Source organism: Methylomonas sp. DH-1 (genome assembly GCF_046097555.1).
GTDB classification, from domain to species: Bacteria; Pseudomonadota; Gammaproteobacteria; order Methylococcales; family Methylomonadaceae; genus Methylomonas; species Methylomonas koyamae.
The window spans coordinates 3,320,912-3,346,452 of record NZ_CP143089.1 but is presented as its reverse complement, the minus strand read 5'-3'; the positions used below and the strand labels follow the sequence as shown (position 1 = coordinate 3,346,452).

Annotated in this window: 23 protein-coding genes; 6 read left to right on the top strand and 17 right to left on the bottom strand. The window is 55.5% G+C overall.

Annotation, left to right across the window (positions count from 1 at the left end):
- Nucleotides 1-91: 91 nt before the first annotated feature.
- From VXJ35_RS15175 to purM, 3 genes are all read right to left on the bottom strand, one after another.
- Nucleotides 92-475 carry a hypothetical protein gene (locus VXJ35_RS15175; protein WP_064022210.1) on the bottom strand — a complete coding sequence of 128 codons (384 nt, stop codon included), beginning with the start codon at nucleotides 473-475 and terminating at the stop codon, nucleotides 92-94.
- Nucleotides 476-853: 378 nt separating this feature from the next.
- A complete protein-coding gene (locus VXJ35_RS15170; protein WP_064022209.1) occupies nucleotides 854-1,192 on the bottom strand; it encodes a zinc ribbon domain-containing protein YjdM in 339 nt (112 codons plus the stop codon).
- Nucleotides 1,193-1,352: 160 nt separating this feature from the next.
- Entirely contained in the window at nucleotides 1,353-2,393 is a 1,041-nt protein-coding gene (purM, locus tag VXJ35_RS15165) for a phosphoribosylformylglycinamidine cyclo-ligase (RefSeq protein ID WP_064022208.1), read from the bottom strand.
- Nucleotides 2,394-2,473: 80 nt separating this feature from the next.
- Between purM and VXJ35_RS15160 the strand changes: the two genes are divergently transcribed.
- Nucleotides 2,474-3,298, top strand: a complete 825-nt coding sequence (locus tag VXJ35_RS15160; RefSeq protein WP_231914756.1) for a DUF2066 domain-containing protein — start codon at nucleotides 2,474-2,476, stop codon at nucleotides 3,296-3,298.
- On the opposite strand, the gene VXJ35_RS15155 is transcribed toward VXJ35_RS15160, so the two are convergent.
- The 7 genes from VXJ35_RS15155 to VXJ35_RS15125 all read right to left on the bottom strand — a co-directional run bounded on the left by VXJ35_RS15155 (nucleotide 3,284) and on the right by VXJ35_RS15125 (nucleotide 11,946).
- A complete protein-coding gene (locus VXJ35_RS15155) occupies nucleotides 3,284-3,784 on the bottom strand; it encodes a hypothetical protein (protein ID WP_064022206.1) in 501 nt (166 codons plus the stop codon). The two genes, VXJ35_RS15160 and VXJ35_RS15155, sit on opposite strands and share 15 nt — an antisense overlap.
- Nucleotides 3,785-3,808: 24 nt before the next feature.
- On the bottom strand, nucleotides 3,809-5,173 hold the full coding sequence (locus tag VXJ35_RS15150) for a hypothetical protein (RefSeq protein ID WP_064022205.1): 1,365 nt from the start codon (nucleotides 5,171-5,173) through the stop codon (nucleotides 3,809-3,811).
- Nucleotides 5,174-5,321: 148 nt separating this feature from the next.
- Complete coding sequence (ntrC, locus tag VXJ35_RS15145) at nucleotides 5,322-6,743, bottom strand: nitrogen regulation protein NR(I) (protein ID WP_064022204.1); 1,422 nt, start codon at nucleotides 6,741-6,743, stop codon at nucleotides 5,322-5,324.
- Nucleotides 6,730-7,785 carry a nitrogen regulation protein NR(II) gene (gene glnL, locus VXJ35_RS15140; protein WP_064022203.1) on the bottom strand — a complete coding sequence of 352 codons (1,056 nt, stop codon included), beginning with the start codon at nucleotides 7,783-7,785 and terminating at the stop codon, nucleotides 6,730-6,732. Before glnL ends, ntrC begins: the two co-directional genes overlap by 14 nt.
- A 375-nt stretch (nucleotides 7,786-8,160) precedes the next feature.
- Nucleotides 8,161-8,937, bottom strand: a complete 777-nt coding sequence (locus tag VXJ35_RS15135) for an exodeoxyribonuclease III (RefSeq protein ID WP_064022202.1) — start codon at nucleotides 8,935-8,937, stop codon at nucleotides 8,161-8,163.
- Between the two features lie 105 nt (nucleotides 8,938-9,042).
- A complete protein-coding gene (glnA, locus tag VXJ35_RS15130) occupies nucleotides 9,043-10,452 on the bottom strand; it encodes a glutamate--ammonia ligase (protein ID WP_064022201.1) in 1,410 nt (469 codons plus the stop codon).
- A 150-nt stretch (nucleotides 10,453-10,602) separates the two neighbouring features.
- Nucleotides 10,603-11,946, bottom strand: coding sequence for a porin (locus VXJ35_RS15125; protein ID WP_231914755.1), 1,344 nt, complete (start codon nucleotides 11,944-11,946; stop codon nucleotides 10,603-10,605).
- Nucleotides 11,947-12,342: 396 nt separating this feature from the next.
- Between VXJ35_RS15125 and VXJ35_RS15120 the strand changes: the two genes are divergently transcribed.
- The 3 genes from VXJ35_RS15120 to VXJ35_RS15110 all read left to right on the top strand — a co-directional run bounded on the left by VXJ35_RS15120 (nucleotide 12,343) and on the right by VXJ35_RS15110 (nucleotide 14,626).
- Nucleotides 12,343-12,681 (top strand): P-II family nitrogen regulator, encoded by a 339-nt coding sequence (locus VXJ35_RS15120; RefSeq protein WP_054758519.1) that lies wholly within the window; start codon nucleotides 12,343-12,345, stop codon nucleotides 12,679-12,681.
- A gap of 22 nt (nucleotides 12,682-12,703) precedes the next feature.
- Nucleotides 12,704-14,107, top strand: coding sequence for an ammonium transporter (locus VXJ35_RS15115; RefSeq protein WP_064023540.1), 1,404 nt, complete (start codon nucleotides 12,704-12,706; stop codon nucleotides 14,105-14,107).
- Nucleotides 14,108-14,287: 180 nt separating this feature from the next.
- A complete protein-coding gene (locus VXJ35_RS15110) occupies nucleotides 14,288-14,626 on the top strand; it encodes a P-II family nitrogen regulator (protein WP_054758601.1) in 339 nt (112 codons plus the stop codon).
- Between the two features lie 89 nt (nucleotides 14,627-14,715).
- Here VXJ35_RS15110 and VXJ35_RS15105 read toward each other — a convergent pair whose 3' ends face one another.
- On the bottom strand, nucleotides 14,716-14,889 hold the full coding sequence (locus tag VXJ35_RS15105; protein ID WP_231879379.1) for a hypothetical protein: 174 nt from the start codon (nucleotides 14,887-14,889) through the stop codon (nucleotides 14,716-14,718).
- Between VXJ35_RS15105 and VXJ35_RS15100 the strand changes: the two genes are divergently transcribed.
- Together VXJ35_RS15100 and VXJ35_RS15095 are read left to right on the top strand one after the other, a co-directional pair.
- Nucleotides 14,888-16,051: an ammonium transporter gene (locus VXJ35_RS15100; protein WP_408953914.1), complete on the top strand. Its 1,164-nt coding sequence runs from the start codon at nucleotides 14,888-14,890 to the stop codon at nucleotides 16,049-16,051. The two genes, VXJ35_RS15105 and VXJ35_RS15100, sit on opposite strands and share 2 nt — an antisense overlap.
- A gap of 90 nt (nucleotides 16,052-16,141) precedes the next feature.
- Complete coding sequence (locus tag VXJ35_RS15095) at nucleotides 16,142-16,906, top strand: inositol monophosphatase family protein (protein ID WP_064022199.1); 765 nt, start codon at nucleotides 16,142-16,144, stop codon at nucleotides 16,904-16,906.
- 59 nt (nucleotides 16,907-16,965) lie between these two features.
- Here the strand turns inward: VXJ35_RS15095 and VXJ35_RS15090 are convergent, their stop codons facing one another.
- The 6 genes from VXJ35_RS15090 to VXJ35_RS15065 form a co-directional block, all read right to left on the bottom strand.
- Complete coding sequence (locus VXJ35_RS15090) at nucleotides 16,966-20,106, bottom strand: NACHT domain-containing NTPase (RefSeq protein ID WP_064022198.1); 3,141 nt, start codon at nucleotides 20,104-20,106, stop codon at nucleotides 16,966-16,968.
- Nucleotides 20,107-20,109: 3 nt separating this feature from the next.
- Complete coding sequence (locus tag VXJ35_RS15085) at nucleotides 20,110-21,651, bottom strand: P-loop NTPase fold protein (RefSeq protein WP_064022197.1); 1,542 nt, start codon at nucleotides 21,649-21,651, stop codon at nucleotides 20,110-20,112.
- A 231-nt stretch (nucleotides 21,652-21,882) separates the two neighbouring features.
- The gene (locus VXJ35_RS15080) at nucleotides 21,883-22,674 is read right to left on the bottom strand and encodes a hypothetical protein (protein WP_064022196.1); all 792 of its coding nucleotides are present in this window, start codon (nucleotides 22,672-22,674) and stop codon (nucleotides 21,883-21,885) included.
- 74 nt (nucleotides 22,675-22,748) lie between these two features.
- Nucleotides 22,749-23,396: a cytochrome c gene (locus tag VXJ35_RS15075; RefSeq protein ID WP_064022195.1), complete on the bottom strand. Its 648-nt coding sequence runs from the start codon at nucleotides 23,394-23,396 to the stop codon at nucleotides 22,749-22,751.
- Between the two features lie 2 nt (nucleotides 23,397-23,398).
- The gene (locus VXJ35_RS15070) at nucleotides 23,399-25,018 is read right to left on the bottom strand and encodes a b(o/a)3-type cytochrome-c oxidase subunit 1 (RefSeq protein WP_064022194.1); all 1,620 of its coding nucleotides are present in this window, start codon (nucleotides 25,016-25,018) and stop codon (nucleotides 23,399-23,401) included.
- Complete coding sequence (locus VXJ35_RS15065) at nucleotides 25,011-25,535, bottom strand: cytochrome C oxidase subunit II (protein WP_064022193.1); 525 nt, start codon at nucleotides 25,533-25,535, stop codon at nucleotides 25,011-25,013. The genes VXJ35_RS15070 and VXJ35_RS15065 overlap by 8 nt, the downstream gene beginning before the upstream one ends.
- Between the last annotated feature and the right edge of the window lie 6 nt (nucleotides 25,536-25,541).

The following is a 25,541-nucleotide window of genomic DNA, read 5'->3' as shown; positions in this document are numbered from 1 at the left end:
CTAGGCGGCGGCATTGCCGGTCCGGTTACGAAGCGCTTTATGCCTGATGCGCGGCCTCGCCGGAGTGCTGAGCCGGCATCCCGTTCGATCCCTAGTCTTTACCGTTTTTATTTTTGCGATAAGTTTGCGCCGCGTAATTCTTGGCTTGGTCTTTAGAATTTTCCGAAAAGAAATTTTTGTAAAAACCGCCGTTTCGGTCGGCGATTGCCCGGCAAACATCTTTGAACAAGCCGGTGTTGTCGATCACCGCTCGCGGGCTCAGGCCGTGCTGATTGGTCAGATAATAGGAAACGCCCATCAGATAGGCCTTTTCCCGGCCGTTGAGTTTAATCAGAAGCTTTTTTTGTTTGTCGTAAACATAATACGACGTCAACGCCAGCAGGCTCAGGCCCAGAAATTTGGTCCACAACAGGATGTAGGATTTATCTTCGAAAAGTGTTTGGCCCTTGTTCAGTATGGCTTCGGTTCTGGTCATGATTGTCCTCGTCAGAAATATCCGCCCATATTAATTTAACCGGCTGGCGCTGTCCAAATCGCCGTGCGGCCTCAGGCGGAAGCAAAACCGGCACTACCAAATTTATATGCGATATGCGGGAATAGCCACTTCGCTCGGAACGAAGATTGGTTTTGGTGCAAGGGCCGGCCGATTCTGCCTGTTTGTGGTGCATTGGGCATGCGGGATTCGTCGGATAAGCGTTGAAAGCGGCTTGGAATGGCTTGTTTTTGTTTTGGCACTAACTTTGCTTTATTGAAAGTGTGTGTTGTTACTCCTACCTGTTCTCATGTGTGGACGCTACGCCCTAATTGGACATCCAAGCAGGGCGTTTTTTTTGCGTCCGGCAAAAGCCCCGGATTAAGCCTTTTTAACGAATTCCGACTTTAATTTCATCGCGCCGATACCGTCGATTTTGCAATCGATGTCATGGTCGCCTTCGACCAAACGAATGTTTTTAACGCGGGTGCCGACTTTGACGACCAAAGACGAACCTTTGACTTTCAAATCCTTGATCACGGTAATGGTGTCGCCGTCTTGCAGGACGTTACCGTTGGCGTCTTTGACCACTTTCAGGTCGTCGCTATTTTCGTCTGCGTCTTGCGACCATTCGTGGGCGCACAGCGAACAAACGAAATTGCTGCCGTCGTGGTAGGTATATTCGGAGCCGCATTGCGGGCAATTGGGTAGTTCGCTCATTGTTTTGGCCGATTCGTGTCAGGTAAAAAGCTGAGTGGCAGCTTGGATTGATAAAAACAGACCGGACGGAAGGGCTAATCAGCAATCCGCCGGGCTTGGTTTGGGGTTTTGGATTAATTCCGTGGCCTTCGGTCGCTGCGGCGGCCGCGGCCGGGGGGTATCAACGATAGCGGACCTGCGGCTTGCCGCTGCCTGCGGCAATCTCGCCGATCGTAAAAGCGGTTTCGCCTTGCTGTTGCAGAATTTGTAGTGTGGCCGCTTCGTCGCTGGCGGCAACGCAAACGATCATGCCGATACCGCAGTTAAACGTCACCAGCATGTCTTCCTGGGCAACGTTGCCTTGTTGTTGCAACCATTGGAATATTTCCGGTAATTGCCAGCTGTTCAGGTCGATATCGGCTTGCAATCCTTCCGGCAATACGCGCGGCAGGTTCTCGGTGATGCCGCCGCCGGTGATGTGTGCCATGGCATGTACCGGCACCGTTTTCAGCAATTCCAGCAGCGGTTTGACGTAAATCCGGGTCGGAGTCAGGAGCGTTTCGCCGAGCGGTTTGCCGTTTACGGTGTCGGTCCAGGCCAATCCGCTACGCGCCACGATTTTGCGGATCAAGGAGTAGCCGTTCGAATGCGGCCCGGAGGAGGCGAGGGCGATCAGTTTGTCGCCGGCTTTGACTTGGCTGCCGTCGATGATTCGTTCTTTTTCGACGATGCCGACGCAAAAGCCGGCCAAGTCGTAATCGCCGTCGGCGTACATGCCCGGCATTTCCGCGGTTTCGCCACCGACCAACGCGGCGCCGGCTTGTTCGCAGCCCTTGCCGATGCCTTCGATGACGCTGGCCGCGGTATCGACTGCCAGTTTGCCGGTTGCGAAATAATCCAAGAAGAACAGCGGCTCCGCACCTTGCACGACGATGTCGTTGACGCACATGGCAACCAAGTCGATGCCGACGCTGTTGTGGATGTCCAAATCCAGGGCCAGTTTCAATTTGGTGCCGACACCGTCGGTGCCGGAGACCAACACCGGTTGTTGGTAACGGTCCAGAGGCAATTCGAATAGCGAACCGAAGCCGCCGAGGCCGGCCATCACGCCTGCGTTACGGGTTCTGGCGGCGATGGGTTTGATGCGTTCCACCAAAGCGTTGCCCGCTTCGATATCGACGCCGGCGCTCTTGTAATTCAGGCGGTCTTGTTGTTCGCTCAATGTTGGCCTCTTGTTAAAGTTCAGGTTGAAACGACCGATATTGTACTATATTCCGATTAATGCTGAGTCAGGGTAGGCGAGTGAGCAAGGTTTTTACGAAGCGTAAATCCGCGCGTTTATGCGTGTTGGTATTGGGTTTGCTGGGCGCAGCGATTACTGCCGATGCCGTCGAGGTGAAAGGCCTTTACGAAATCGAACTGGTTGCCCGCAGCCAGTCTGCCGAGGATCGGCTGCAAGCCATCAAGCAGGCCATGTATGCGGTTTTGAGCCGGGTGCTGGTGGCGGAAGACATTTCTAAAATTCCGGCGGTGCAGCAAGCGCTGGCCAGCGCGCAAAACTACGTCAAACAATCGCAATTTTCGTTGATCTCCGCCGACGAACAGCCGGACAACGAGGCGCGTTTGATTCGGGTGCAATTCGACGAAGACCAATTGATGCAGGTCATGCGTGATAGCCATGTCGGGATTTGGAGCGAGATTCGGCCGGAAACCTTGGTCTGGCTGGTCGTCGACGAGGACGGCGTGCGCCAGTTTTATAACGCCGATGCCATGCCGGAAGTGGAAAGCGCGTTGGCCTTCGCTGCTAGAATTAAGGGTATTCCGATGATTTACCCGATGCTGGATTTGGAAGAGCAGCAAAAGATTTCGGTCAGCGAAGTTCTGAGCGCCGATTCGCGTAATTTGTTAGCCGTCTCGGCGCGTTACGAAGTGACTTCGGTGATGGCCGGTCGCATCGCCAAAAAGGGCGGTTGCTGGCAAGGCGAATGGGCGTTTTATTTCGACGGCAAGATCAAGCAATGGAACAGCGAATGTTTGCCGTTGAAAGCGGCAGCAGTGGCCGGTGCCGAAGGGGCCTACCAAGTATTGTCCAATTATTACGGCGTCAAGCCGTCAGCCAACCAATAAGCTGTACAGGCCGTAAGCACCGCCGTAACTGGTCAAAAAATAGAAGAGAGCTACGACCAGGCCGGCCGCGTTGTTGACGCGCAATACGTCTTTGAAAATCCTGCCGACAATAATCAAATCCCACAACAGGAACAGGGCGAGCGTCATGTAGCTGGGCGTGTCTTCGGCTACGGTCGCCCAAAACAAGATCGGCGCCAGGAACAGCGCCACCACGTTCTCGCAGAACAATACCGCTGACGACACTTGGATGAAAGCGTCGATGGTCCCGTTGAGCAGCAACACCAGCGCAATGAAAGCCAAGGTTAGCGAGGTCTCCAGCAGGACCTCGAGGATGGAATCGATATCGTCAACCATGTTGAACTGGATGAAGAACACGATCGTGAAATAGAAAATCAGATTGTGTTTGAAGAAACGGGTTGATCGCGGCAGGTTCAATACCGAGACATTGAGCCAGCACAGCGGAAAATACTGTCTGATGATGTCCATGGGAGCGATACCTCGGCTTGTGGTTTATTCTTCCGTCTCGGGATAAGGATAGGCGTCGTAAGGGCCGCGGTAGTCCGCTTGCTGGACGTGGCTGAATTGGTCGTTCAAAGCCTGCACCAAATCTTTGCTTTGCTCCATCAGGCCGAGCAGGCGTTTCCCGTTTTTCTTGTTTCTGCCGACCGGCTCGGTGATAGGCAGCAGGGTTCGCCAGAACCCCAGGCTTTTTTCGAATAAACCCACCAGGTTTTCGGTCAGGTTGAGTTGGGCCTGGCGTTTCAGCAGTTGTTTGATGACGAATTTGGCATTGACCCGGCTAACGATCATGTGCAACGGCGTCATGATGGCGATCAATGCCAGCACCATGATTGGCCCGATGATGGGGTCGAACAGCAGATCGAGTATACCGACCGCGATTTCGGCAAACAGCAGTAACATGATGATGAAGCTCAGCACGATCAGCGTCGACGCATTGGAGCGTTCTTTCCAGGTATTCAGCGCATCTTCCACTTCCGGCATGATCACCTGGTCGATGGCGAGTATGCTGCTTTCCAGCGAGTCCAGGATCCGGTAAGAGCGAGCGTTATTGAGATTGCCGAAGCGCTGGTCGAAGGGTGCGGTGTCGCCGGCTTGGGACAGTACCGCGAACTGGCCGGTATGGATGCCGAGTCCGGCCAGACGGCGCTGCCAGGATGCGGCGATTTCCTGGCTTTTGGCCGGATCGATAGTGATTTCGGAATGGTCGACAACGAACAGGAATTTGTTCGAATCCTGATGGGCAACGATGGTGCTCAGCGTGTCTTTGATCAATTCGGCGTCGGCCTCGAACAAATCGGTAAACACCAATACCAGATCGGAAATGCCGATCACGTATTTGCGCAACAGTGCCGACGTCGGCGATTCCTGATTCGGATTCAAGACCGGGGTGTCTATGACCAGTTTGTTTTTCAATTTGGCGCTATTGGCGGTCACCAACTCCAGATAGGCGTTGGTTTTGCCGCCTTCGCCGGGTACGGTTTGTTCGAGTACGCGGCTGATCTGGTAGAACGGCAGGCGGTGGTCGGCGTCCAGAGCGGTTCCCGGCAGGGTGGCGGTCGTCGCTTGCGGGGTATATTGCAATACCGTGAATTTGTGGCGCGAGGTGTTCAGTTGCACACCCAGATAACGGTTGATGAATTCGGACTTAGCGGGAGAGTAGCCGCCCAGCGTGCTGACGATAGGCCACCAACTGGTTTTGCGGGCGGTGGTTTCGTCGTGGTCGATCAAGCCCAGTTCGAATTCGATTTCATCCAACTCCTGAAAGATTTTTGCGGTTTTCTGCAAAATCGGATCGTTGGCCGCGAATTGCCGTTCGAGATTGGTCAGGTGCTTGCTTACCGTTTTATCCGCCATGGTATGTGAACCTTATGCTGCTGGTTGTGGGGTGTTCATCAGACGGCGGGAGTATACACCGATGGCCTTAATAGGAGAAAAAAACCTGCCGGAAGCCGCCGGCAAGTCTGGGGCAGGGGATGGATGAAGCGCGGCCCCGTGCCGCGGCTTATTCCTTGATATCGAGCTCCTTGATTTTGCGGGTCAGCGTGTTGCGGCCGTAGCCCAATAACAAGGCGGCCTCGTGTTTACGGCCATGGGTATGGTTCAACGCGGCTTCGATCAATAGGGTTTCGACCGACGGAATCGCATGTTTGGCGATGTCGACTTTGCCGGACGTTAGCTGCTGCTTGATCCAGGTCTTGAATTGGCTTTCCCAATCGCCGCTGCCGGATTCGCTAGTAGCCGTTTCGGCGTGGCTGTGGCTCAACTCGGGAGGCAGGTCTTCGATATGGATTTCGCGCCCGGATGCCATTACTGTCAGCCAACGGCAAATGTTTTCCAACTGGCGCACGTTGCCCGGCCAGCGCAAGGTGCTGAGGAAGGCCTCGGTATCGGGTTTTAACACCTTAATTTCGGTGTTCAATTCTTTCGCGCTTTGGTACAGGTAATGCCGCATCAGCAAACCGATGTCCTGCCGCCGCTCGCGCAACGGCGGAATATGGATGCGGATCACGTTCAAGCGGTGAAATAAATCTTCCCTGAACCGGCCTTGGGCGACCAGCGCCTCCAAATCCTGGTGAGTGGCGGCAATGATGCGGACGTTGACCTTGACCGAAGTATGCGCGCCGACCGGATAAAATTCATTGTCCGCCAGCACCCGCAATAATCGGGTTTGCAATTCGGCCGGCATGTCGCCGATTTCGTCCAGAAACAGCGTGCCGTTGTTGGCTTGTTCGAAGCGGCCGATGCGGCGGGCTTGGGCGCCGGTAAACGCGCCTTTTTCATGGCCGAACAGTTCGGACTCCATCAAATCTTTCGGAATCGCCGCCATGTTCAACGCAATGAAAGGCTGGTCGGCGCGTGGGCTATGCCGGTGCAGAGCTTTCGCCACCAGTTCCTTGCCGGTGCCGGATTCGCCGTTGATCAGGACGGTAATGTGAGAACGGGCCAGGCGGCCGATGGCGCGAAACACTTCTTGCATCGCCGGCGCTTCGCCGATGATTTCCGGCGTCTCCTGCACCCGGTCCTGTTCCTGGCTATTGTCGCTGTGGCGTTGCCGGCTATGGGCGCAGGCGCGCTGTACCGTTTCGACGACTTCGGTGACATCGAAGGGTTTGGGCAGGTATTCGAAAGCGCCGCCGTGGAATGCCGAAACCGCGCTTTCCAGATCCGAGTGCGCGGTCATTACGATGACCGGCAGCTCGGGATAACTGTTTTGTATGTTGCGCAGCAATTCGAAACCGTCCATGCCCGGCATGCGGATGTCGGTAATTAGCACGTGCGGCAAACCCTGGGGCAGCGATTTCAACAATTCGCCGGCATTGGAGAAGCTCTGGGTACTGGCTCCGGCTTTCTGCAGGGCTTTTTCAAGTACCCAGCGGATGGATTTGTCATCATCGACAATCCAGACCTTGTCAGGAATTTGCATGATTTTTCTCCAAAGGTAGGTAGATGGAAAACACGGTGTGGCCGGGTTCGCTTTCGCATTCGATCAGGCCGTTATGCTGGTTGATCAAGGATTGCGCGATCGACAGGCCCAGCCCGGTTCCTTCGGCGCGGCCGGTGATCATCGGGTAAAAAATTTGTCCCATCAGCTCGGGTTTGATGCCGGGACCATTGTCGATGATGTCTATTTTTACCGTCAGCCGGTAACGTTTGCGGCCTATCGTCATATGCCGTTGCACCCGGGTCTTGATCGTAATCCGGCCGTCGTTCTGTAAGGCCTGCACCGCATTGCGGACGATGTTCAACAACGCCTGAATCAATTGGTTTTTGTCGGCGAAAATCTCCGGAATACTCGGATCGTAGTTGGTTTGCAGTACGATGCCTTTGGTCGATTCCGCCGCCACCAGATGGCGGACGCGTTCCAGCACTTCGTGAATGTTCAGCAAGCTTTTATTGGCCGGCTTGTTCGGGCCCAGCATTTTGTCCATCAGATCCTGCAAACGGTCGGACTCGGCGATGATGATTTGGGTGTATTCCTTCAGTTCCGGGTCTTGCAATTCCAAATCCAGCAATTGCGCCGCACCGCGGAGGCCGCCGAGCGGATTCTTGATTTCATGGGCCAAACCGCGCACCAGCATCCGACTGGTGTTTTGCTGGGCCAGCAATTGCTCTTCCTTGGTAATACGCAAATGCCGGTCCACCTGCTGCAGCTCTATCAAGATCTCGCTGAGTTCGCCGTCTTCCAACAACGGCGTTGCACTGAGGTTCACGGTAATCGACTGGTTGAGCCGCTCTAGGATCAGTTCTCTATCGACCAGAGGCTCCAGCATATACAAGCGCGGCAGTAATTCATTAAATAGACTGTTGTGTGCGGTTTTGAATAATTTGTGCGCGGTATGGCCAAGCAAATGCTTGGCGCTGTCCGCCAACAGCATCTCGCCCGCCGGGTTAATGTAGATCAGCCGCAAATCCTTATCGAATAGCAGGATTGCTTCGTTTAAGTGGTCGAGTATTTTTTTGTGCACTGGAAACGGATATCCTTAAAAGTCCTGACCAATTAAAGCAATATGTACGCCAACGCCCTGAATCTTAGGCCCGGCGCGCCTTTTCAGGTAAAGTGCTCGATGAGCCTGCTATTTTAGTGCATATGCTGGAGCAATAGCACCATAATGGTGCGCTCTGCTGGTGCTTGCCGATTCGTCTAGCACCGGCTCGTCGGTGCGGCGGAAATTTTTTCGGGCAGATACTGGACCGCTCAGGGTTCGGCAAACATCAGCTCGATGCAGGTTTAGGCCGAGCGCCGATTGGCCTTGTTGGTCTTGTTCTGAGGGCTGCGTGCGATAGGGTTAATCGAGGCACGGCACGAGCGGCATCCTTCATGATTGAGCGTTTGTTTGGAATCAGGGCAGGTAGTCGATGGTCAGTGGCGCGTGGTCGCTGAAACGCTGTTGCTTGTAGATTTGCGCGGCCGTCGCTTTGCCGCCGATTCCCGGTGTGGCGATCTGGTAATCGATGCGCCATCCCACATTCTTGGCCCAAGCCTGGCCGCGGTTGCTCCACCAAGTGTAACAGTCGTCGGTGGCGTCGGGATGCAAATAACGGTAAGTGTCCACCCAGCCCAATTCGTCCAGCACCCGCGTCATCCAGGCCCGTTCTTCCGGCAAAAAGCCGGAATTCTTTTGATTGCCGCGCCAGTTTTTCAGATCGGCCGGCCGATGCGCAATATTCCAGTCGCCGCAAACCACAACCTCGCGGCCGCTGCCGATTAGCTCTGCCAAATGTGGGAAAAATCGCTCCATCACGCTGAATTTGATCGCCTGGCGTTCTTCGCCGCTGGATCCGGACGGCAGGTACAGCGAGACGATAGACAAGTTGCCGACCCGGATCTCCAAATAGCGGCCTTCGCTGTCGATATCGGCGTATCCCAGGCCTTCGATAACGGCATCGGCCGGCGTTTTGCTATAAATGCCGACGCCGCTGTAGCCTTTTTTCTCGGCGTAATGGAAGTAGCCGTGCAGGCCGTCCGGATTCAGCATCTGGGCAGTTAGGTCGGCGGCTTGAGCTTTCAGTTCCTGCAGGCAAACGAAATCGGCATTCTGGTTGCGAAGCCATTGGTAAAAACCTTTATTAGCTGCGGAACGGATACCGTTCAAGTTGGCGGAAATAATGCGGAGCATGGCGGTTTGGGGATGGAGGCGGCGAGAGGCATAAAAAACCCCGCTAAGCCTTGACGCTTGCGGGGTTCTGGGAATATGCGGGACTGTCTGAAACAGTCCTACATCTTACAAGCTGTAGTACATGTCCAGCTCAACCGGGTGAGTGCTCATGCGCAGGCGGGTAACATCCTGTTTTTTCAGCTCGATGTAGCCGTCGATCACGTCGTCGGTGAATACGCCGCCGCGGGTCAAGAACTCGCGGTCTTTGTCCAGTGCATCCAGCGCTTCGTCCAGAGAGAAGGCGACTTGTGGGATGGCTTTTTCTTCTTCCGGTGGCAGATCGTACAAATCTTTGTCCATCGCATCGCCCGGATGGATTTTGTTTTGGATGCCGTCCAGGCCCGCCATCAACATGGCGGAGAACGCCAAGTATGGGTTAGCGGTTGAATCCGGGAAACGTACTTCGATACGGCGGCCTTTCGGATTGTTGACGTAAGGAATACGGATGGAGGCAGAGCGGTTACGCGCTGAGTATGCCAGCATCACAGGCGCTTCGAAGCCGGGAACCAGACGTTTGTAGCTGTTGGTTGAGGCGTTGGTGATTGCGTTCAGGGCTTTGGCGTGTTTGATGATGCCGCCGATGTAGTACAGCGCCGTTTCTGACAGGCCGCCGTACAGGTTGCCGGTGAACAGGTTGACGCCGCCTTTAGCCAAAGATTGGTGGACGTGCATGCCGCTGCCGTTGTCGCCTACCAGCGGTTTAGGCATGAAAGTCGCGGTTTTGCCGTAAGCATGGGCGATGTTGGCGATGACGTATTTCAGTTCCAACACTTCGTCGGCTTTTCTGACCAGGGTGTTGAATTTGGAGCCGATTTCGCATTGGCCGGCAGTCGCCACTTCGTGGTGGTGAACTTCGACGGTTTGGCCCATTTCTTCCAGAACCAAGCACATCGCGGAGCGCATGTCCTGGAAGGAATCGACTGGCGGGACGGGGAAGTAACCGCCTTTAATGCCTGGACGGTGGCCGATGTTACCGTTTTCGTAGACTTTTTCCGAGTTCCAGCCGGCTTCTTCGGAGTCGATTTGGTATGAGCAGCCGCCCATGCCGGCGCTCCAGCGCACGTCGTCGAAAATGAAGAATTCGTTTTCCGGTCCGAACAACGCGGTGTCGGCGATACCGGTCGATTGCATGTAAGCTTCGGCGCGTTTGGCGATAGAGCGCGGGTCGCGAACATAGCCTTGCATGTCTTTCGGTTCGATGATGTCGCAGCGCAAGATCAGGGTTTTATCGTCGAAAAACGGATCGATTTTGGCGGTGCTGGGGTCCGGCATCAGAATCATGTCGGATTCGTTAATGTGTTTCCAACCGGCGATCGACGAACCGTCGAACATGTTGCCTTCTTCGAAGGTGTCTTCGTCGATGGTATGCGCAGGGAAGGTGACGTGTTGTTCCTTGCCGCGGGTATCGCAGAAGCGGAAATCGACGAATTTGACGTCGTTTTCTTGGATGAGTTTAAGAACGTGATCTACTGACATCGGCCAAAATCTCCTAGTGGATGGTTATTGTTTTAGGGTTAAAAACACCGGCAGTTACGATAGCATCAATTGCTAGCAAGGGCCAGAAAAATCAAAGCTTCCAGGGCGCCTAACCCACCCTGGAAGCGCGTTAAAACCCGCCTGTCCGGCTTAGAAAGTCACGACCACGTCTGCGGTAAACAGGAACTGGCTCTGACGGGTGCCGTTGTCGAACGCTCTGGCGCCATCAGTGATGTCGTAGCGAACGTTCGGACGCAAGTTCAACCACTTGGCCGGTTTATAGCTGACGCCGGCGGTAATGCCGTAGTAGCTGGAGGTCAGGTCGTTGTCGGCCGTGTAGGCGCTCCATGCTGCGGTATCGCAGGCATAGTTGCCGTTGATGGTGCCTTGTTCCGCGGTTTGCGCGGCAAAGCAGCGGCCGGGGCCGCCGACTCTCAGGCCGTTGTGGTCTCTGAACCACTCGGCACGCAGGCCGGCCGAGAATTTATCCGTCACATCGTAAATCAGGTATTGGTTCAGGCCGTACCACTCGCCGGTTACTCCCGCGGTCGGCGCGTTTTCGGCGAAACCGTGGTCGTGTTGCATGATGAAATGCAATTTATCGGTAAAGTTGTGTTTGCCGACCACGCTGTACATGGCCCAGGACGAATTATTGCCTTCCGCAGTCTTGCCGGCGGTGGATGTCACTGCCAAAGAGGTTCCGGCATCGTCGCTGGTCCAGGTCACGCCACCCAGGAACGACCAGTTGCCGAGTTGGCGGTCCCAGTTACCGTCCCAGCCGCCGCTATTGCTGCCGGTGACTGCGCCGGCCGAGACGCTCCAATTCGGGTTGAAGGCGTAGCTTGCCAATACCCCGGTGTGGGTGAACGGCTCGCCGTATTGCATGGTGTACGGTTTGGTAATGAAGAAGTTATCCGGTGCGGTGACGACTTCGTAGCCGATGATGGTGTAGAAGTGGCCGATTTTGACGTCGATGCCGTTACCGATAGGCAGGTTGAGTTCGGCGTAAGCCTGCGGCAGAGCCAAGCCGTAGAAGCGTTCGCCATGCCCGCTCAGATTCAGGTCCCAACTGCCTCTGTCGATATCCGCCCACGACGTGCCGTAGGCTTGGGTGAAAATTGCATCGGTACCGTACATGATGTCGAAACGTCCACCGATATCGAAGGCGTCGCCGCTGACGTTGACAGCTTTTTGCAGATAAAGGTAAAGCTGATTCAGTTGCAATTCGCCGGTACGGTCGTTGAAGGTGACGGGGCCGTTGAAGCCGTCGCCGTTACTGTTCATGTTTGCAGAAACGCTGGAATTCAACCATCCGCCCAACTTCAGATTGTGGTCCTGCATGAATTTGGTTTCGTTGGGGTCAATGCCAGCCGCGCCCAACAAGCCGGAAGCCTGGCTCCAGGTCTCGGCGACGGCGCTGCCGCAGCACAGCGCGATGACCGCCGCCAACGAGCCGCGAATGCCAAGCGTGAGTGATGGAAAGACTTTTTTCATAGGTTTACCTCTTGGTGTGTGACTACTGCATAAAAGTTAGCATTTTTGGGGCCAATTTTATTTTTGGCACAAATCAATAAGATACGTCCGGCATATCCGATTTTTTTGATCCTAAACGGTGCGATTTTGCCTTGTCGATCCATTTTGGTGCAGCTCCCGTTCGTGCAGGCAAATCAATCAGATGAGACCACTTAGCAACGATGTTTGACTTGGAGTATCAAGATCTGAGTCGCAGTGGTGCGCCGCCTCAGCGAATGCACCATTGAGGTGCGAATCTATCTCGTTTCCGAGGCGTAATCCTTACAACCGCTTATAAATCATGGGTATAAATAGTGGCATGCATCATGCTTTGTCGGTTTCGGGATTTTACTAACTCAAGCAACGAGGTGTTTAACTATGAAACTGATCACAGCGGTGGTTAAGCCGTTCAAGCTGGACGATGTGCGCGAGGCGCTGTCGGATATCGGCGTGTCGGGCGTAACGGTGACCGAGGTTAAGGGTTTCGGCAGGCAGAAAGGCCATACCGAACTGTATCGCGGCGCCGAATACGTCGTCGATTTTTTACCTAAGGCCAAAATCGAAGTGGCGGTTGCGGACGCGCTGCTCGACCAGGCCGTCGAAGCCATAGTCAAGGTTGCCAATACCGGCAAAATCGGCGACGGCAAGATTTTTGTCACCGATTTGGAACAGGTGGTTCGAATCAGAACCGGCGAATCCGGCGAAGAAGCTCTTTAACATCAAGATGGGGAAACAAACAATGAGATATTTATCAAGCATGGCGCTACTGGCGCTGTTCGGGCTTTCTGGTGCAACGTGGGCTCAAGAAGTGGCGGCGCCCGCGGTACAGGCCACCGTCAATAAAGGCGATACCGCCTGGATGATAGTGGCGACCGTATTGGTTGCGTTAATGGTGATACCGGGACTGGCCTTGTTCTACGGCGGTATGGTGCGGGCGAAAAACATGCTGTCGATCTTGATGCAAGTATTCGTGATTTTCTCGTTGACGGCGATACTGTGGGCAACCTACGGCTACAGCGTCGCCTTCACCGAGGGCAACGCTTTCTTCGGCGGCTTCAGTAAGGCTTTTCTCAGCGGCATTACGCCGGATTCGATGGCGGGAACTTTCAGCAAAGGCATTTACGTTCCCGAATACATCTATATCGCCTTTCAGCTGACTTTCTCGGCAATCACTCCGGCACTGATCATCGGTGCGTTTGCCGAGCGGGTTAAGTTTTCCGCGGTATTGCTGTTCACCGTGTTGTGGTTCAGTTTCTGCTATCTGCCGATGGCGCACATGGTCTGGTTCTGGGCCGGTCCGGATGCCTACACCGATGCCGCCGCCGCCGAAACCGCCGGTGCCACCGCCGGCTTCCTGTTCCAAAAAGGCGCGTTGGATTTTGCCGGCGGCACCGTGGTGCACATTAACGCCGGTATCGCCGGCCTGGTCGGTTGCTTGATGATCGGTAAACGCATCGGCTACGGCAAAGAATTCATCGCACCGCACAGCGTCACGATGAACATGATCGGCGCTTCTTTGCTGTGGATCGGCTGGTTCGGTTTCAATGCCGGTTCCAACTTGGAAGCCAACGGCCTGGCGGCGATGGTATTTTTGAACACCTTGTTGGCCGCCGCCGCCGCGACGCTGGCCTGGATGGCTGCGGAATGGCTGGTGCGCGGTAAACCGAGCATGCTGGGCGCGACTTCCGGTGCGATCGCCGGTCTGGTGGCGATTACCCCCGCCTGCGGTTGGGCCGGGCCGATGGGTTCGATTGCGTTGGGCCTGGTGGTCGGCGCCGTCTGCTTCTGGTCGGTTACCTATCTGAAACATGCGTTGAACTACGACGATTCGTTGGACGCGTTCGGCGTTCACGGTATCGGCGGCATTATCGGTGCGCTGGGTACTGCCGTCGTGGCTAGCCCGGCCCTGGGCGGTGCCGGCGTGTGGGATTACGTTACCAACGCTACCGCTCCGGACTACAGCATATTGACCCAACTCGGCAGCCAAGCCTGGGGTGTCGGTGTGGCCATCGTTTGGTCCGGCGTCGTATCGTTCATTGCTTTCAAAATTGCCGACGTGGCACTGGGTCTGCGCGTCAGCGAAGCGACCGAACGCGAAGGTCTGGACGTCACCGAGCACGGCGAGACCGCTTACCACGTGTAACGCATAGACGCCGCGGTGCCGGAGCATTGACGGGTAGCTTCTCGCAGGCTGCCCGTCAACCCGGCACCGGTTTCGCGGCAGAGCTGCACCGAGCTAAATTGTGAGATGCAGCGGAATTATTTATCATGGACGGCAACTGTCACGAAACAGCTGGTTAACCATTCGAATATTGGGGATAGCATGAAACTTATTACAGCAATCATTAAACCGTTCAAATTGGACGACGTCAGAGAGGCCCTGTCCGAAATCGGCGTGGCCGGAGTCACGGCGACCGAAGTCAAAGGTTTCGGCCGGCAAAAAGGCCATACCGAACTGTATCGCGGGGCCGAGTATGTGGTGGACTTTCTGCCGAAAGTCAAATTGGAGATCGCAGTCGCGGAGCAGATCGTCGATCAGGCCGTGGAAACCATAGTCAAAGCCGCCAATACCGGCAAAATCGGCGACGGCAAAATCTTCGTCACCAATTTGGAGCAAATCATTCGGATCAGAACCGGCGAGACCGGGGAAGACGCGATTTGATCGACCGATAACACAATAAGATCGGGCGTAAGATCGGCAAAAATCGCCCTGGTCTGCGGGTAAAACGCAGACCAGGGCGATTTTGTTGTTTATAGCCCGTCAAAAAACAACACAACCATTTCGTGATAGACCATGACAACAATTATAAGAGCGTTGACGCTCATCGCCTTCACCTGGGCCATACCCGTTTCGGCTTCCGCCGATGAGTTAAACCAAGCCAATACCGCTTGGGTGCTGACTTCGACCGCATTGGTATTATTCATGACCATTCCCGGCCTGTCGCTGTTTTACGGCGGTCTGGTCAGGAGCAAAAACGTGCTGTCGGTATTGATGCAATGTTTTTCGATCACCTGTTTGGTATCCCTGCTTTGGCTGGCCGGCGTCTACAGCTTTGTCTTCGCCGACGGCAGCGACTGGCAACCGTGGTTGGGCGGCGCGTCCAAGCTATTTCTGCCGGACATGGGGATCGGCAACTTGACCGGCGACATTCCGGAAACCGTGTTTTTCATGTTCCAGATGACGTTCGCGATCATCACGCCGGCCTTGATCGTCGGCGCCTTTGCCGAGCGGATGAAATTTTCGGCCATGCTCTGGTTTAGCGGATTGTGGCTGGTATTCGTTTACATGCCGATCTGCCACTGGATCTGGGGTAACGGCTGGTTGGCGGCGCTGGGTGCCAAGGACTTTGCCGGCGGTATCGTGATCCACGTCAACGCCGGCGTTGCCTCGTTGGTGGCGGCGTTAGTACTGGGCCGGCGCAAAGGCTTCCCGAGCGTGGCGATGCCGCCGCACAACATGACGATGGTCGTGACCGGCGCCGGCATGCTCTGGTTCGGCTGGTTCGGCTTCAACGGCGGCAGCGCCCTGAAAGCGGACGGCTCGGCCGGTATGGCCATCGCGGTAACCCATATCGCCGCCGCGGCCGGCTCGCTGACCTGGATGGCCATCGAATGGCTGCGTTTCGGCAAGCCCAGCGTGCTGGGTATCGTCACCGGCATGGTGGCCGGATTGGGCACCATCACGCCTGCCTCCGGTTTCGTTGGCCCGGTCGGCGGATTGGCGATCGGCGTGGTGGCTGGCGGGGTTTGCTTTTATGCCACCCAATTCGTCAAACGCCGTCTGAAAATCGACGATTCGTTGGACGTGTTTCCGGTCCATGGCGTCGGCGGCTGCGTCGGTTCTATTTTGACCGGGGTATTCGCGGCCGAGAGTTTCGGCGGCCTGGGTTTGAACGGCGTCAGCATCGGCCACCAGGTGGCGGTCCAAGCCCTGGCGGTATTGGTAACCGCGGCCTGGAGCGCCGTTTTCAGTTACGGCCTGTTGAAAACGCTGGATCTGCTGATCGGCTTGCGCGTTACGGAAGACGAGGAACAGCAAGGCCTGGATATCGTGCTGCACGAGGAGACCGGCTACCACAATCTGTAAACGGCGGCATTGCGGGTTAAAATAGCCGGCTGATTCAAACCAGCGGGGTGTGCCAACATCCCGCTACCGACATTTTAAGCCGAGACCACCATGCCAATCACACTCCAAGCCTTGGAACCCATCATTCGCGCCGCCGGCAGCGTGGCGATGAATTATTTCAACGATCTGCCCAATCTGGCCGTCAATAAAAAAAGCGCGCGCGATCTAGTCACCGACGCCGACGTTGCCGTCGAAAACTATCTGAAACAAGCGTTGACCGAACGATGCCCGGAATACGGTTTTTGGGGCGAGGAGAGCGGCCAGACCGCCAACCAAAGCAGCCGTTGGATCGTCGACCCGATCGACGGCACCCATTCTTTTTCCAAAGGCCAATATTATTGGGGCATCAGCGTGGCGTTGGAAATCGACGGCGAACTGGTCATGGGCGTGGTCTACGGCCCGGCCTTGGACGATTACTATTGCGCCGAGAAAGGCAAGGGCGCCTGGAAAAACGGCCAACCGATCCGCGTCTCCGACGAAACCGACCTCGGTGCCAGCATGGTCTCGACCGGCTTTGCCTGTTTGCGCCAATATTTAACCGACAACAACCTGGCCCGTTTCGCCCGCATCGCCCAAGCCACCACCGGCCAACGCCGCCTGGGCTCGGCGGCATTGGACTTGTGCACCGTCGCCGACGGCCAAGTCGATGCATTTTGGGAGCAGGAGCTGAATCTTTACGACGTTGCCGGCGGCGCTTTGGTCGTGATGGAAGCCGGCGGCACGCTGACCGATTTCGCCGGCAATCCCGGCGTCTTCCCCAAACAAATCCTGGCCACCAACGGCAAATTGCTGGATCAGATCTTGCCGTTGATGTGAGCCGGCGCGGTGGCGGCGCGCCGACCGTTGCGTCGGTTTATCGGCGATAACCGGTCCGATCAGGTTTCGTTCCGGTCTGGACCGCTTTCGGTTTGCGCCAGAAATTGCTCGCAAGCCATCAACATTTCTTGCTGAGCGGTCTCTAAGCCGAAATCCCGGTAGCGTTGCTGCTCCGGCCACTCGGCCAGTGCGGCACTGAGAAAAGCGTGCGGCGACCAGGGTTGTTGTTTCAGAATCGCCAGATCGCTGCGTAACAGGCGGTCGTCTCCGGCAGTGAGGCCTTCCGGGAAGAAGAAGGCCAACACGGCATCGTCGTCGTTCAACCAAGCTTGCAACGCCAGCCATGATTGCCGATCCTGCCGCGCCAGCGGTATCCCGCGCTCGTCGAACAAACCCAGGCTGCGCGGCAATGGCTCGCCGGGGATCAAACTGCGGCGGCGGGCCAAATCCGGGCTTTCGGCTTGCTCGGTAAACCAGTCGTGGGCGGAGTAGCGGTAGCCGTATAAATCGAAAGCTTTATGGAACGCATTTTTTACATCAGCAGACAAATCGCCTGACTTCAGCTTCTTATTGCATTCTTCTAAGTGACTTAGTATTTTAAAATCGGATCGGATTTGAGGAAATGTGAGTAGTTCAGAAAAATAATCGATATTTAAAAATGACATCATCGGTAGCAGAGTGCGGAGCCAAGATCGATGCTTTGATCGGAGAATATTTACCCATCTGATGAGTGACCTTGTCCGAGATCCAACACTTTTAGTTGCAAGTGCCAGAAAATCCACTCGATAGTTGGCTCGTTCCAATTTAACTTGTATCAAGGGAAAACATTCACAGAGCAGCAAAAGATTGAACAAACCCAGTGACAATTTAGTTCGTACTGGCAATGTTTGTTTTGGATACAGTGCCGATTGTATCGAAGCCATGCCGCTATAAGAATTCTCTACATGCAGAAACCAGAAGTCAGGTGGAATTGATTCTAATATCCGTTGCCAAAGTCTACCGGTGATCGGCAATATCCCGTCAATTTTTAACCAAGCGCTTGTAGGGTGAGGGAAAATATCAATATCGCCATGTTTCTTCCGTTGCCAAAGTAAACGATCATTATTAATTGTAGGAATCAATATTTCCTCTAATGCTGTGTTCGGGTCGATGATTGGCATGCTTTGAGGATAATCAGCTTCTTTGCCAAGCCCCCAATTGGTATCGGAAATAAGGTTTAACAAGCTGTAAAGACGCAATGCCGGCGCCGGCTCATCCGGGTTCCATGCTTGAGTTAACCAAATTTGCCGGATTTCGGATTTTGATTCATCTGTCCAGTTTAAGTAGATGTTTTCCTTAAGTTTTGATTCTAAGACCTGCCATTGCTCTTCAGGCGTTGCCGCGAGGAAAAATAATTGGATTAATTGTTCCAAACCGGGAGATGCCAGACTGTCGCATTGACCCATGAGTTGACCTAATCCGAGATAGGGATGGCGGAGGCTAGACATCAACAATGCCGGCAGCCAAGCCCGTTGCTGTTCCGGCGTCAGTCCCAATTCCTTGCCGCAGACCGCTCTGACCAATAAGCCGACAGCGCCTACCTGGTCCGGCGGCAACACTCCCAGCAATTCCAGATGGCCTTGATCTGTACGGCTTTTTTGCATGGCCAGCAACAACATGCCGACCTCGTCCCAGCCCGGTTGGCCCAGGCGTTGTACCAAATCCTCGCGAAACACGTCGGCAAAGCGGGTGCCGGCCAACCGGCGCTGGATATCTTCCGCGCACAGGTATTCCTGAAAGCTCAAATGGGCAAAGCAAATTTCGCCTTTGCGCGGCGAGATCAGTAAACCGGCGGGGTGCAGGTAGTAATCCAGTAATTGGCTGGCGTCTTCGGCGGGGATGCCGCCCAGAGTGGCGCGCCCCAGCAGGTAATCGGCAATAAAGCTTTCCAGGTCGGCTCGTTGCCAAACAATCCGGCGCCGGTCGGGATGTGTGCCGGCGTCGGCATTTTCCGATCCCATCACTTGGCTTTGGTAGGCAATCCGGGCCAATACCCGGCGCTTTTCCTGCGTCGGCCAGTCTTTCAACTGATGGCCCTGGGTATTGCGGCGGTTTTCGTGTTGGCGGTGGCGGTCCTGGCGGTTCAGGTAGAGATCGACGATGGCTTCGTACAAATCCGCCCGGCCGTGCGGCATTTCGTTACGGGTGCAATGCACCAGTGCCATCAAGGTCAAAAAAATCGGGCGCCTAGCCAGCGTCAGCAGATAATCGCGCTGCGGATCTTTAAGTGCCTCCAGAAAGTGGGCACTGCCTTCGTTGCGTTTGATTGCCCATTCCGGCCGCAAGCGGTACCAACTGTCGATGAAATTTTCGATTTGCGGCCAGGCCAACGGTAATAAATGGTAAAGGCAGTCTTTGGTTAAGTTGATGCCAACCGTTTCGCGCCGGGTTTTAGCCCACCGAATTTTTCCGATATTGTCCGCTTCCTTCGATACCAAATAAGGGATATCCAGGCCCTCGAAGCCGCTCGGGCGGCCTGTGACGACCACCCGGTGGCCGCCATGGTTGTGCGCGGCGATTGCCATATCCAGCAGGGCTTGGCGTAGGTCGGGGCCGCCGGTTTCGTCCAGACCGTCGAACAACAACAACAACGGGAAAGCGTCGCCTTCGGTCGAGAAACTGGCGCGCAGCCGGGCAATGTCCAGGCTGTCGCTCTGTGCCGCCTGCCGCTGCAGATTGCGCCACCAAGCTTCCATCAATTCCTCGAGACTGTGGATAGTGTCGATGCCGGCAATGTCGCGCAGAACGATAGGAATCGGCGCTATGCCGCGTTGCCCTTGCAGCGTTGTGCGCAGCCGGCTCGGATGGCTGCCGCATAGCTCGCCGACCAAGGCTTTGGTCAGCGTGGTTTTGCCGCTGCCGGGGAGACCGGACAGGCAAACGAACGAACTTTCCGCAACCAAATCGAAAGCATCCTCGCCCCTGAGCCGGTCCGGGGTTTCCAATTCGACGACTTTTTCCGGCGGCGCCATGTTGGTTTCCGAACGCTTCTTACGGCTGACCCGCATCGGCACGAAGATTTGGCGCAAACTGATCGGTTCCGGCTCGTCGGTTATTTCCGCAAGTTCTGCATTACCGTAATGCTTGTTGAGCCAACGAAAATAGCCGGCTCTGGCCTGCATTCTGGCGTTTTGTTCGGCGGGGCTATTGAAATCTGCCATGGCTTAGTCGGTATCGGTGATTTGCAAATACATGGCAGGCAGGCTTTCGTTGGGAGAAACAGTCTGCTTCATCCACTCGACGAAATATTGGTCGGAGCGGCGCCGGTCCAGGCGCTCCAGGGCCTTGTCTACCGCGGCATCGAGGGATTGGCTGCGATGCAGTTTCATGTCTTTGCCATCGTCGTGTTTCAACACGTGGGCGAAGGAGCGGGAAAATATTTCGCGGGTTAGACGTAATTCGTCCGTGCTTAAACTTTTGGAGTCTATGTTCAACGGATCCGTGCTATCGGTGAATACGCGAAGCAGCAGTTGCAACAACACCGGCTCGCGTTCCAGCAGGCGCCATACCGGGCGATGGTTGACTCGCAAATACTGGAACATGACCAGACGCCGGCAGTTCTCCGCTTCCTTCATGGCCTTGCAGCGCAGCATCTGCCAGTTGATGCAGAGACTGTTCAAAAAGTTTTTCACTTTGCGCGGATTGGGTTCCAGCAGAGCTTCGATATCGTTTGCCAAGGCTTCCCTTGCGTCGGCGGGAAAGCCGTGGCTTTCCAGTTGTTGTAGGATCAACGCCCGCACCTGTTTGGGTTGCGGTTGCGGCACCGGAAGCGTGGCCTGAAACAGTTTTTCCAGATACTCGCGGTTGTTGTCGTCGCTGCGGCCTTGCCAGTGGCGTTTCAACGCGTCGCCGACCGCGACGTCGTCAACTCCCAAAATAAATACGCAGCGGCTGGTGCCCAGGTAGAGCTTGATCGCTTCCAATAAGGCCACCACAGCTTTCTCCTCGCAGCGATCCAAGTCGTCGATAAAGACGATCAGGCGGGCTTCATAGCTCAGTTTTTTGCGGCTTGAACCATTCAGGTCGTCCAACAAATTTTCGATAGCATCTTCGAACAATAGATGGAAGCGTTGGCCGTCGCTCGGTTTAGCCAGGTTTTCCGGATTGTTCTCATTCCAGGCCTTGCGCACGTTTTCGCTAACGCCGACGGCGGCTTTGACGGGTTTACCGCTGGTAAAACTGATCGCGGCGTCGATGACGTGCTCTATCAAAGTCAAAGCCGCCAATCCGCCTTGCCGGTTGAGTTGTCTGCCGTTTTCCAGAATTCGACGCTTAACTTGGTATTGAGCCCGGATTTCCTGTAACAGTGGAATTAATGGGTTAGCTGATTCCTGATGCTGCCAAGGGGAATACCATATGCTTAGACTCTGGTCCGCAACATTATGTAAGTCCGTGGTCCAATCGAGAGCGAAATTTCTCCGGCCATTTTCGAAACGGTGCCGCAAACTGTTTAATTCGGACAATGTGGTTTCATTTAACTCGATTTTGTCTTGGCCCAGCCGTAACCCTTGGCTGATCGGTTTACCACCCAGGGTAGCGAAAGCCCTGCGCATTACGCTGGTTTTGCCGCAACCCCATTTGCCGGTAATCCCGATGGTGAAAGGCGGATTGACTTCCAGGCTCATGCGCGCCAGTTCGTCGCCGGCCCGCCCCAGTCCCAGTTGGTCTTGTTGCACCCATTGGTCGTTGATATAGGTCGCTGGCATTGCCTTTCCCGGTGATTTTGGATTGGCCCAATTGTATACAGAATTCTGGGTTTGCCGCAGAGGTTGCCCGAAGATAGCGGGCAAGTGATAGTCGGGGAATAGGGAAATCGGTGGAGCAGGCCGGATTTGCCGTTACAAATCCTTCAGTCCGGTGATAGGTACTATACGGTCGTGGTCGGTAATCGAAAAGGATGGGCGTTATCCGCACCCATCCCGAATAACAATTTAAGGCTAATCCCGCAACACCGCATTGCGCCGGTCGGACTGTTTCAGCACGCCGCCCAGTATCCACATCTGGTACATCGACACGGTCCACATGAAGGCGAAGGAAATGCCGAGGCCGGCGCCGGCGACGATGACCAGCCAGGCAAAGTGCGGGTTCAGTTTAGTCAGCCACCACGAGGCGATATCGACCAGCAAAAACAAGTAGGGCATGACGATAGCCGGATATTTGTATTTACACGGTACGCCGGTACTGAAGCTGAAGATCACGCCGACGAACATGAAAATGAAGCTGATGCCGAATAAATGAATGTGCGACAAGCGGGTCAGCGACGCAAAGGTGGCGCCTTCGCTGGATTCGGAAGCCTTTTTCAAGGCTTCGAATTTGGAAAAGTCCGGCAACGAACCGGCGTTGGCATTGTGGCAGATCACGCAGTTCTTTTCGACGATCGGTTTGATGTCGGCGTTGTATTTTGCTTCGTCGGCACCGTCGCGCACCCATTGGATAATCTTGAACCGCTCCTGGTCCGGCGCGTTCATTTTCATCGATCCGTTGAGTTTGGATTCCAACACCGAACCGGAGCGGTCGCCGTAGTAGCTGTAGACGATATCGTCCAGCGACAAACCGAATTTGCCGTCGGCCATGCCGTGGGTAAATAAAATCTGGGTCAGCGCCATCAGGTAGCCGGCGCCGATCGTGACCAGGTAGCCGGTGAACAACAGTTTGATACTGGTGCCGAAGCTGATCAGGTTTGCGCCCTTGTAGGCATACTTAACGGGAATATTGGAATCGGTGGACATAAGCTATCCGGTCGCTGAATTGGCGGAGCGGGCGTAAACGGGCGGCCGCAATGTCGCGGCCGCCCGGCGCCCGGTTATTTATTGACGTTTTGGTAAAAGAAGCCCAACTCGTTGATTTCGTCTTCGCTAAGCGCTTCGGCGATTAAACGCATCCGGCTGTAGATGTCGTTATGGCGACTGCCGGTTTTGAAGGCCTTCAAGGTAGTGACCAAATACTCGGCATTTTGGCCGGCCAGGGCCGGCGTATCCATTTCCTGGCCTTGGCCGTTACCGCCGTGGCACACTTCGCACGGCGGCAATATCCGGTCGTTGCTGCCTTGGGTTACCAGCTTTTCCGCCTGTTCGTAAACCATGGGGCTGCGCGACTTGAACGCCGGCGGCCGGCTGGAAAACCAAACGGCCAAGTCGGCGGCGTCCTGCTTGCTCAACGATTTGGCCGGGCCGGACATCATCGGATTGTCGCGGCTGCCGTCGGCGTAATCGCGCAATTGCTTGTACAGGTAGGTCGGCAACTGGCCGGCCAGCGACGGCGTACCGGGCATGGTGCTGATGCCGCTTTCGCCGTGGCAGCCCCCGCAGTTTTTGGCCAGCTCCTGGCCTTTCTGCGGATTGCCGGCTTTGACAAAATTCAGCTCGTCGGCCGTCCAGGCCACTTGCGACGAAGGTTGCGCCGCTAATGCGGTCGGCAGCAGCAAGGCTGTAGTAAGTATCAGTTTTTTCATGATCAGACCCCCCATCTGCCTGAACCAAAGGTTTCCATCAAGAAGAATTGCAGAATCGGATAACCGAAGGCAATCAACATGAATACGGCGATGATGGCGTTCCACAAGCCGAAGCTGTTCAGATAGCCGGGCAAATCCTTCACGGCATGGATCGGTTCGGCGTACTCGATGTCGCCTTGATAGCTTTCCTGGCTAATCTGGGTTTTATACAAGATATAAACCAGCAAGCCGGCCGAGCCCAGCAGAATCAGGCCGCCGAATATCATCGTCACCTCGTACGGTTCCCATGACAGCGTCAGCAGGTTGTTGTAGTGCACGCTGTCGATCCGGCGCGGTTGGCCGAGCAGGCCTAAAATGTGCCAGGGCGTGGTCATGATGATCATGCCGATAAACCAGCTCCACAGTTGGGCGATTGCCAGAGACGGGCAGTACAGCGGTTTGCCGCTCAACACCGGCCAGAAGTAATAGGCGATACCGAAATACATGATCACGGTGGTGCCGCCGAAGATCAGATGGAAATGGCCGGAAATCCAGGCGGTGTTATGCACCATCGCGTTCATCGCGTAACTGGCATTGATCAGGCCGCCGAAGCCGCCGAAGATCAACATCAATAAGCCCAGGATCAAGGCCAGCACCAGCGGGTTGCTCCACGGCAGCGCCGCGATCCAGCCGAACAGGCCTTTGCCGCCGTTCAGTCTGCCGGCGATTTCCAGCGAGGCAATCACGGTAAAGCCGGTGATGAAGGTCGGCAGCGTGACGACGAAGGTGCCGACCGCGTGCAGCAGTTTCCAGCCGTGGCCTTGTTCCGGGTCCATGTACAAATGGTGGAAGCCGATCGGCAAGCTGAACACCACCAACAGGATAAAGGCGGCGCGGGCCATCTCGTCGCTGAACAGAAAGCCGCCGGCCTGTTTTGGCACCAGGCAGTAAAACGCGGTGTAGGACGGAATCAGCCAGAAGTAGACGATGGGGTGCAAGGTCCAGGCGAACAGCGTGCGAGCCAAGCCGGCATCGATGGTATCGATCCAGCCCAACGCCCACGGAATCAATTGGAACAAGACTTCCGCGGCGACGCCGGCGCTGGTCCACAACCACAGGATGGCGTTGCCGGTGGTGGCGAACATCGCCAGCGGCACCGGCACGCCGGGATTGGCTTTTTTCCATTGCACGTACATCACAATCATCGACACGCACCAGAACCAGGAGCCGACCACCAACAAGGTAGCGCCGATATAGAACAACGGATGCGCCTTCAACGGCGGGTAAAAGGTAAACAGGACCGAGGCCTGGCCGAACAGCAACGGCAGCGCGGCCATCACCACGCCGGCCAGCGCCACGCCGAAACCGGTCCAGGCGAAGGTTTTATTCCACACCGGCAGTTTCAAGCTACTGGTGGCGACGTAGTAACCGAAGCCCATGATGAAGAAGGTGGTCAACACAAAGCCCATCAGCACGCCGTGGGTGCTGACCGAGGCGTAATAGACCTCGCGCGATTCCAAAAAGCCGAAGAAGCCGCTGCGTTCGATGACTTGATACAAGCCCATCACCGCGGCCAGCCCGAAGGCGCCGAACGCAACCCAGAAATGGGTTAGCGCCAATTTTTTCTCTACGCTGTTATCCATGGTTTGCTCCCCGTTGTGTGTTGAGCGCTTCCCATTGCGCTTTGCTGACCACCTTGATATTGCTCCACATATGCGCGTGGCCCATGCCGCAGTATTCGTTGCACAGCAGCGGATAATCGCCGGCGTGGTGCAGTTCGGTTTGGACCTGGGCGACGTAACCCGGCACGATCATCGTACTCATGTTAGTCATCGGGATATGCACGCCGTGGATCACGTCCAGGCTGACCCAGCGGAACGTGAGTTTGGTTTCCGCCGGCAGGGTCAAGGTTTTCGGATAAAAACCGTAGCGCCCGGCCACCATCCGCACCGTGACGCTGCCGTCCGGGTTGGTGCTGGCGCCGAGTTTATCTTCGGCAAATTCTTCCGACAGGTGCAGTTTCGCCGAATCGATGGTCTCGACGTTGCTCGGCGCGTGGATGCCGTGAAATAGGGCGGAGCCCAGAATCACCGCGACAAAAAAGCCGGCGATGCCCAAGGCGATGCCGGCCCATCTTTTTTCCAGTTGGTCAATATGCATGGTGTC

Coding starts and splice junctions, on each gene's coding strand:
- VXJ35_RS15175 (WP_064022210.1), bottom strand. CDS start 475: ATGACCAGAACCGAAGCCATACTGAACAAGGGCCAAACACTTTTCGAA.
- VXJ35_RS15170 (WP_064022209.1), bottom strand. CDS start 1,192: ATGAGCGAACTACCCAATTGCCCGCAATGCGGCTCCGAATATACCTAC.
- VXJ35_RS15155 (WP_064022206.1), bottom strand. CDS start 3,784: ATGGACATCATCAGACAGTATTTTCCGCTGTGCTGGCTCAATGTCTCG.
- VXJ35_RS15150 (WP_064022205.1), bottom strand. CDS start 5,173: ATGGCGGATAAAACGGTAAGCAAGCACCTGACCAATCTCGAACGGCAA.
- ntrC (WP_064022204.1), bottom strand. CDS start 6,743: ATGCAAATTCCTGACAAGGTCTGGATTGTCGATGATGACAAATCCATC.
- VXJ35_RS15135 (WP_064022202.1), bottom strand. CDS start 8,937: ATGCTCCGCATTATTTCCGCCAACTTGAACGGTATCCGTTCCGCAGCT.
- glnA (WP_064022201.1), bottom strand. CDS start 10,452: ATGTCAGTAGATCACGTTCTTAAACTCATCCAAGAAAACGACGTCAAA.
- VXJ35_RS15125 (WP_231914755.1), bottom strand. CDS start 11,946: ATGAAAAAAGTCTTTCCATCACTCACGCTTGGCATTCGCGGCTCGTTG.
- VXJ35_RS15120 (WP_054758519.1), top strand. CDS start 12,343: ATGAAACTGATCACAGCGGTGGTTAAGCCGTTCAAGCTGGACGATGTG.
- VXJ35_RS15115 (WP_064023540.1), top strand. CDS start 12,704: ATGAGATATTTATCAAGCATGGCGCTACTGGCGCTGTTCGGGCTTTCT.
- VXJ35_RS15110 (WP_054758601.1), top strand. CDS start 14,288: ATGAAACTTATTACAGCAATCATTAAACCGTTCAAATTGGACGACGTC.
- VXJ35_RS15100 (WP_408953914.1), top strand. CDS start 14,888: ATGACCATTCCCGGCCTGTCGCTGTTTTACGGCGGTCTGGTCAGGAGC.
- VXJ35_RS15105 (WP_231879379.1), bottom strand. CDS start 14,889: ATGAATAATACCAATGCGGTCGAAGTCAGCACCCAAGCGGTATTGGCT.
- VXJ35_RS15095 (WP_064022199.1), top strand. CDS start 16,142: ATGCCAATCACACTCCAAGCCTTGGAACCCATCATTCGCGCCGCCGGC.
- VXJ35_RS15090 (WP_064022198.1), bottom strand. CDS start 20,106: ATGGCAGATTTCAATAGCCCCGCCGAACAAAACGCCAGAATGCAGGCC.
- VXJ35_RS15085 (WP_064022197.1), bottom strand. CDS start 21,651: ATGCCAGCGACCTATATCAACGACCAATGGGTGCAACAAGACCAACTG.
- VXJ35_RS15080 (WP_064022196.1), bottom strand. CDS start 22,674: ATGTCCACCGATTCCAATATTCCCGTTAAGTATGCCTACAAGGGCGCA.
- VXJ35_RS15075 (WP_064022195.1), bottom strand. CDS start 23,396: ATGAAAAAACTGATACTTACTACAGCCTTGCTGCTGCCGACCGCATTA.
- VXJ35_RS15070 (WP_064022194.1), bottom strand. CDS start 25,018: ATGGATAACAGCGTAGAGAAAAAATTGGCGCTAACCCATTTCTGGGTT.
- VXJ35_RS15065 (WP_064022193.1), bottom strand. CDS start 25,535: ATGCATATTGACCAACTGGAAAAAAGATGGGCCGGCATCGCCTTGGGC.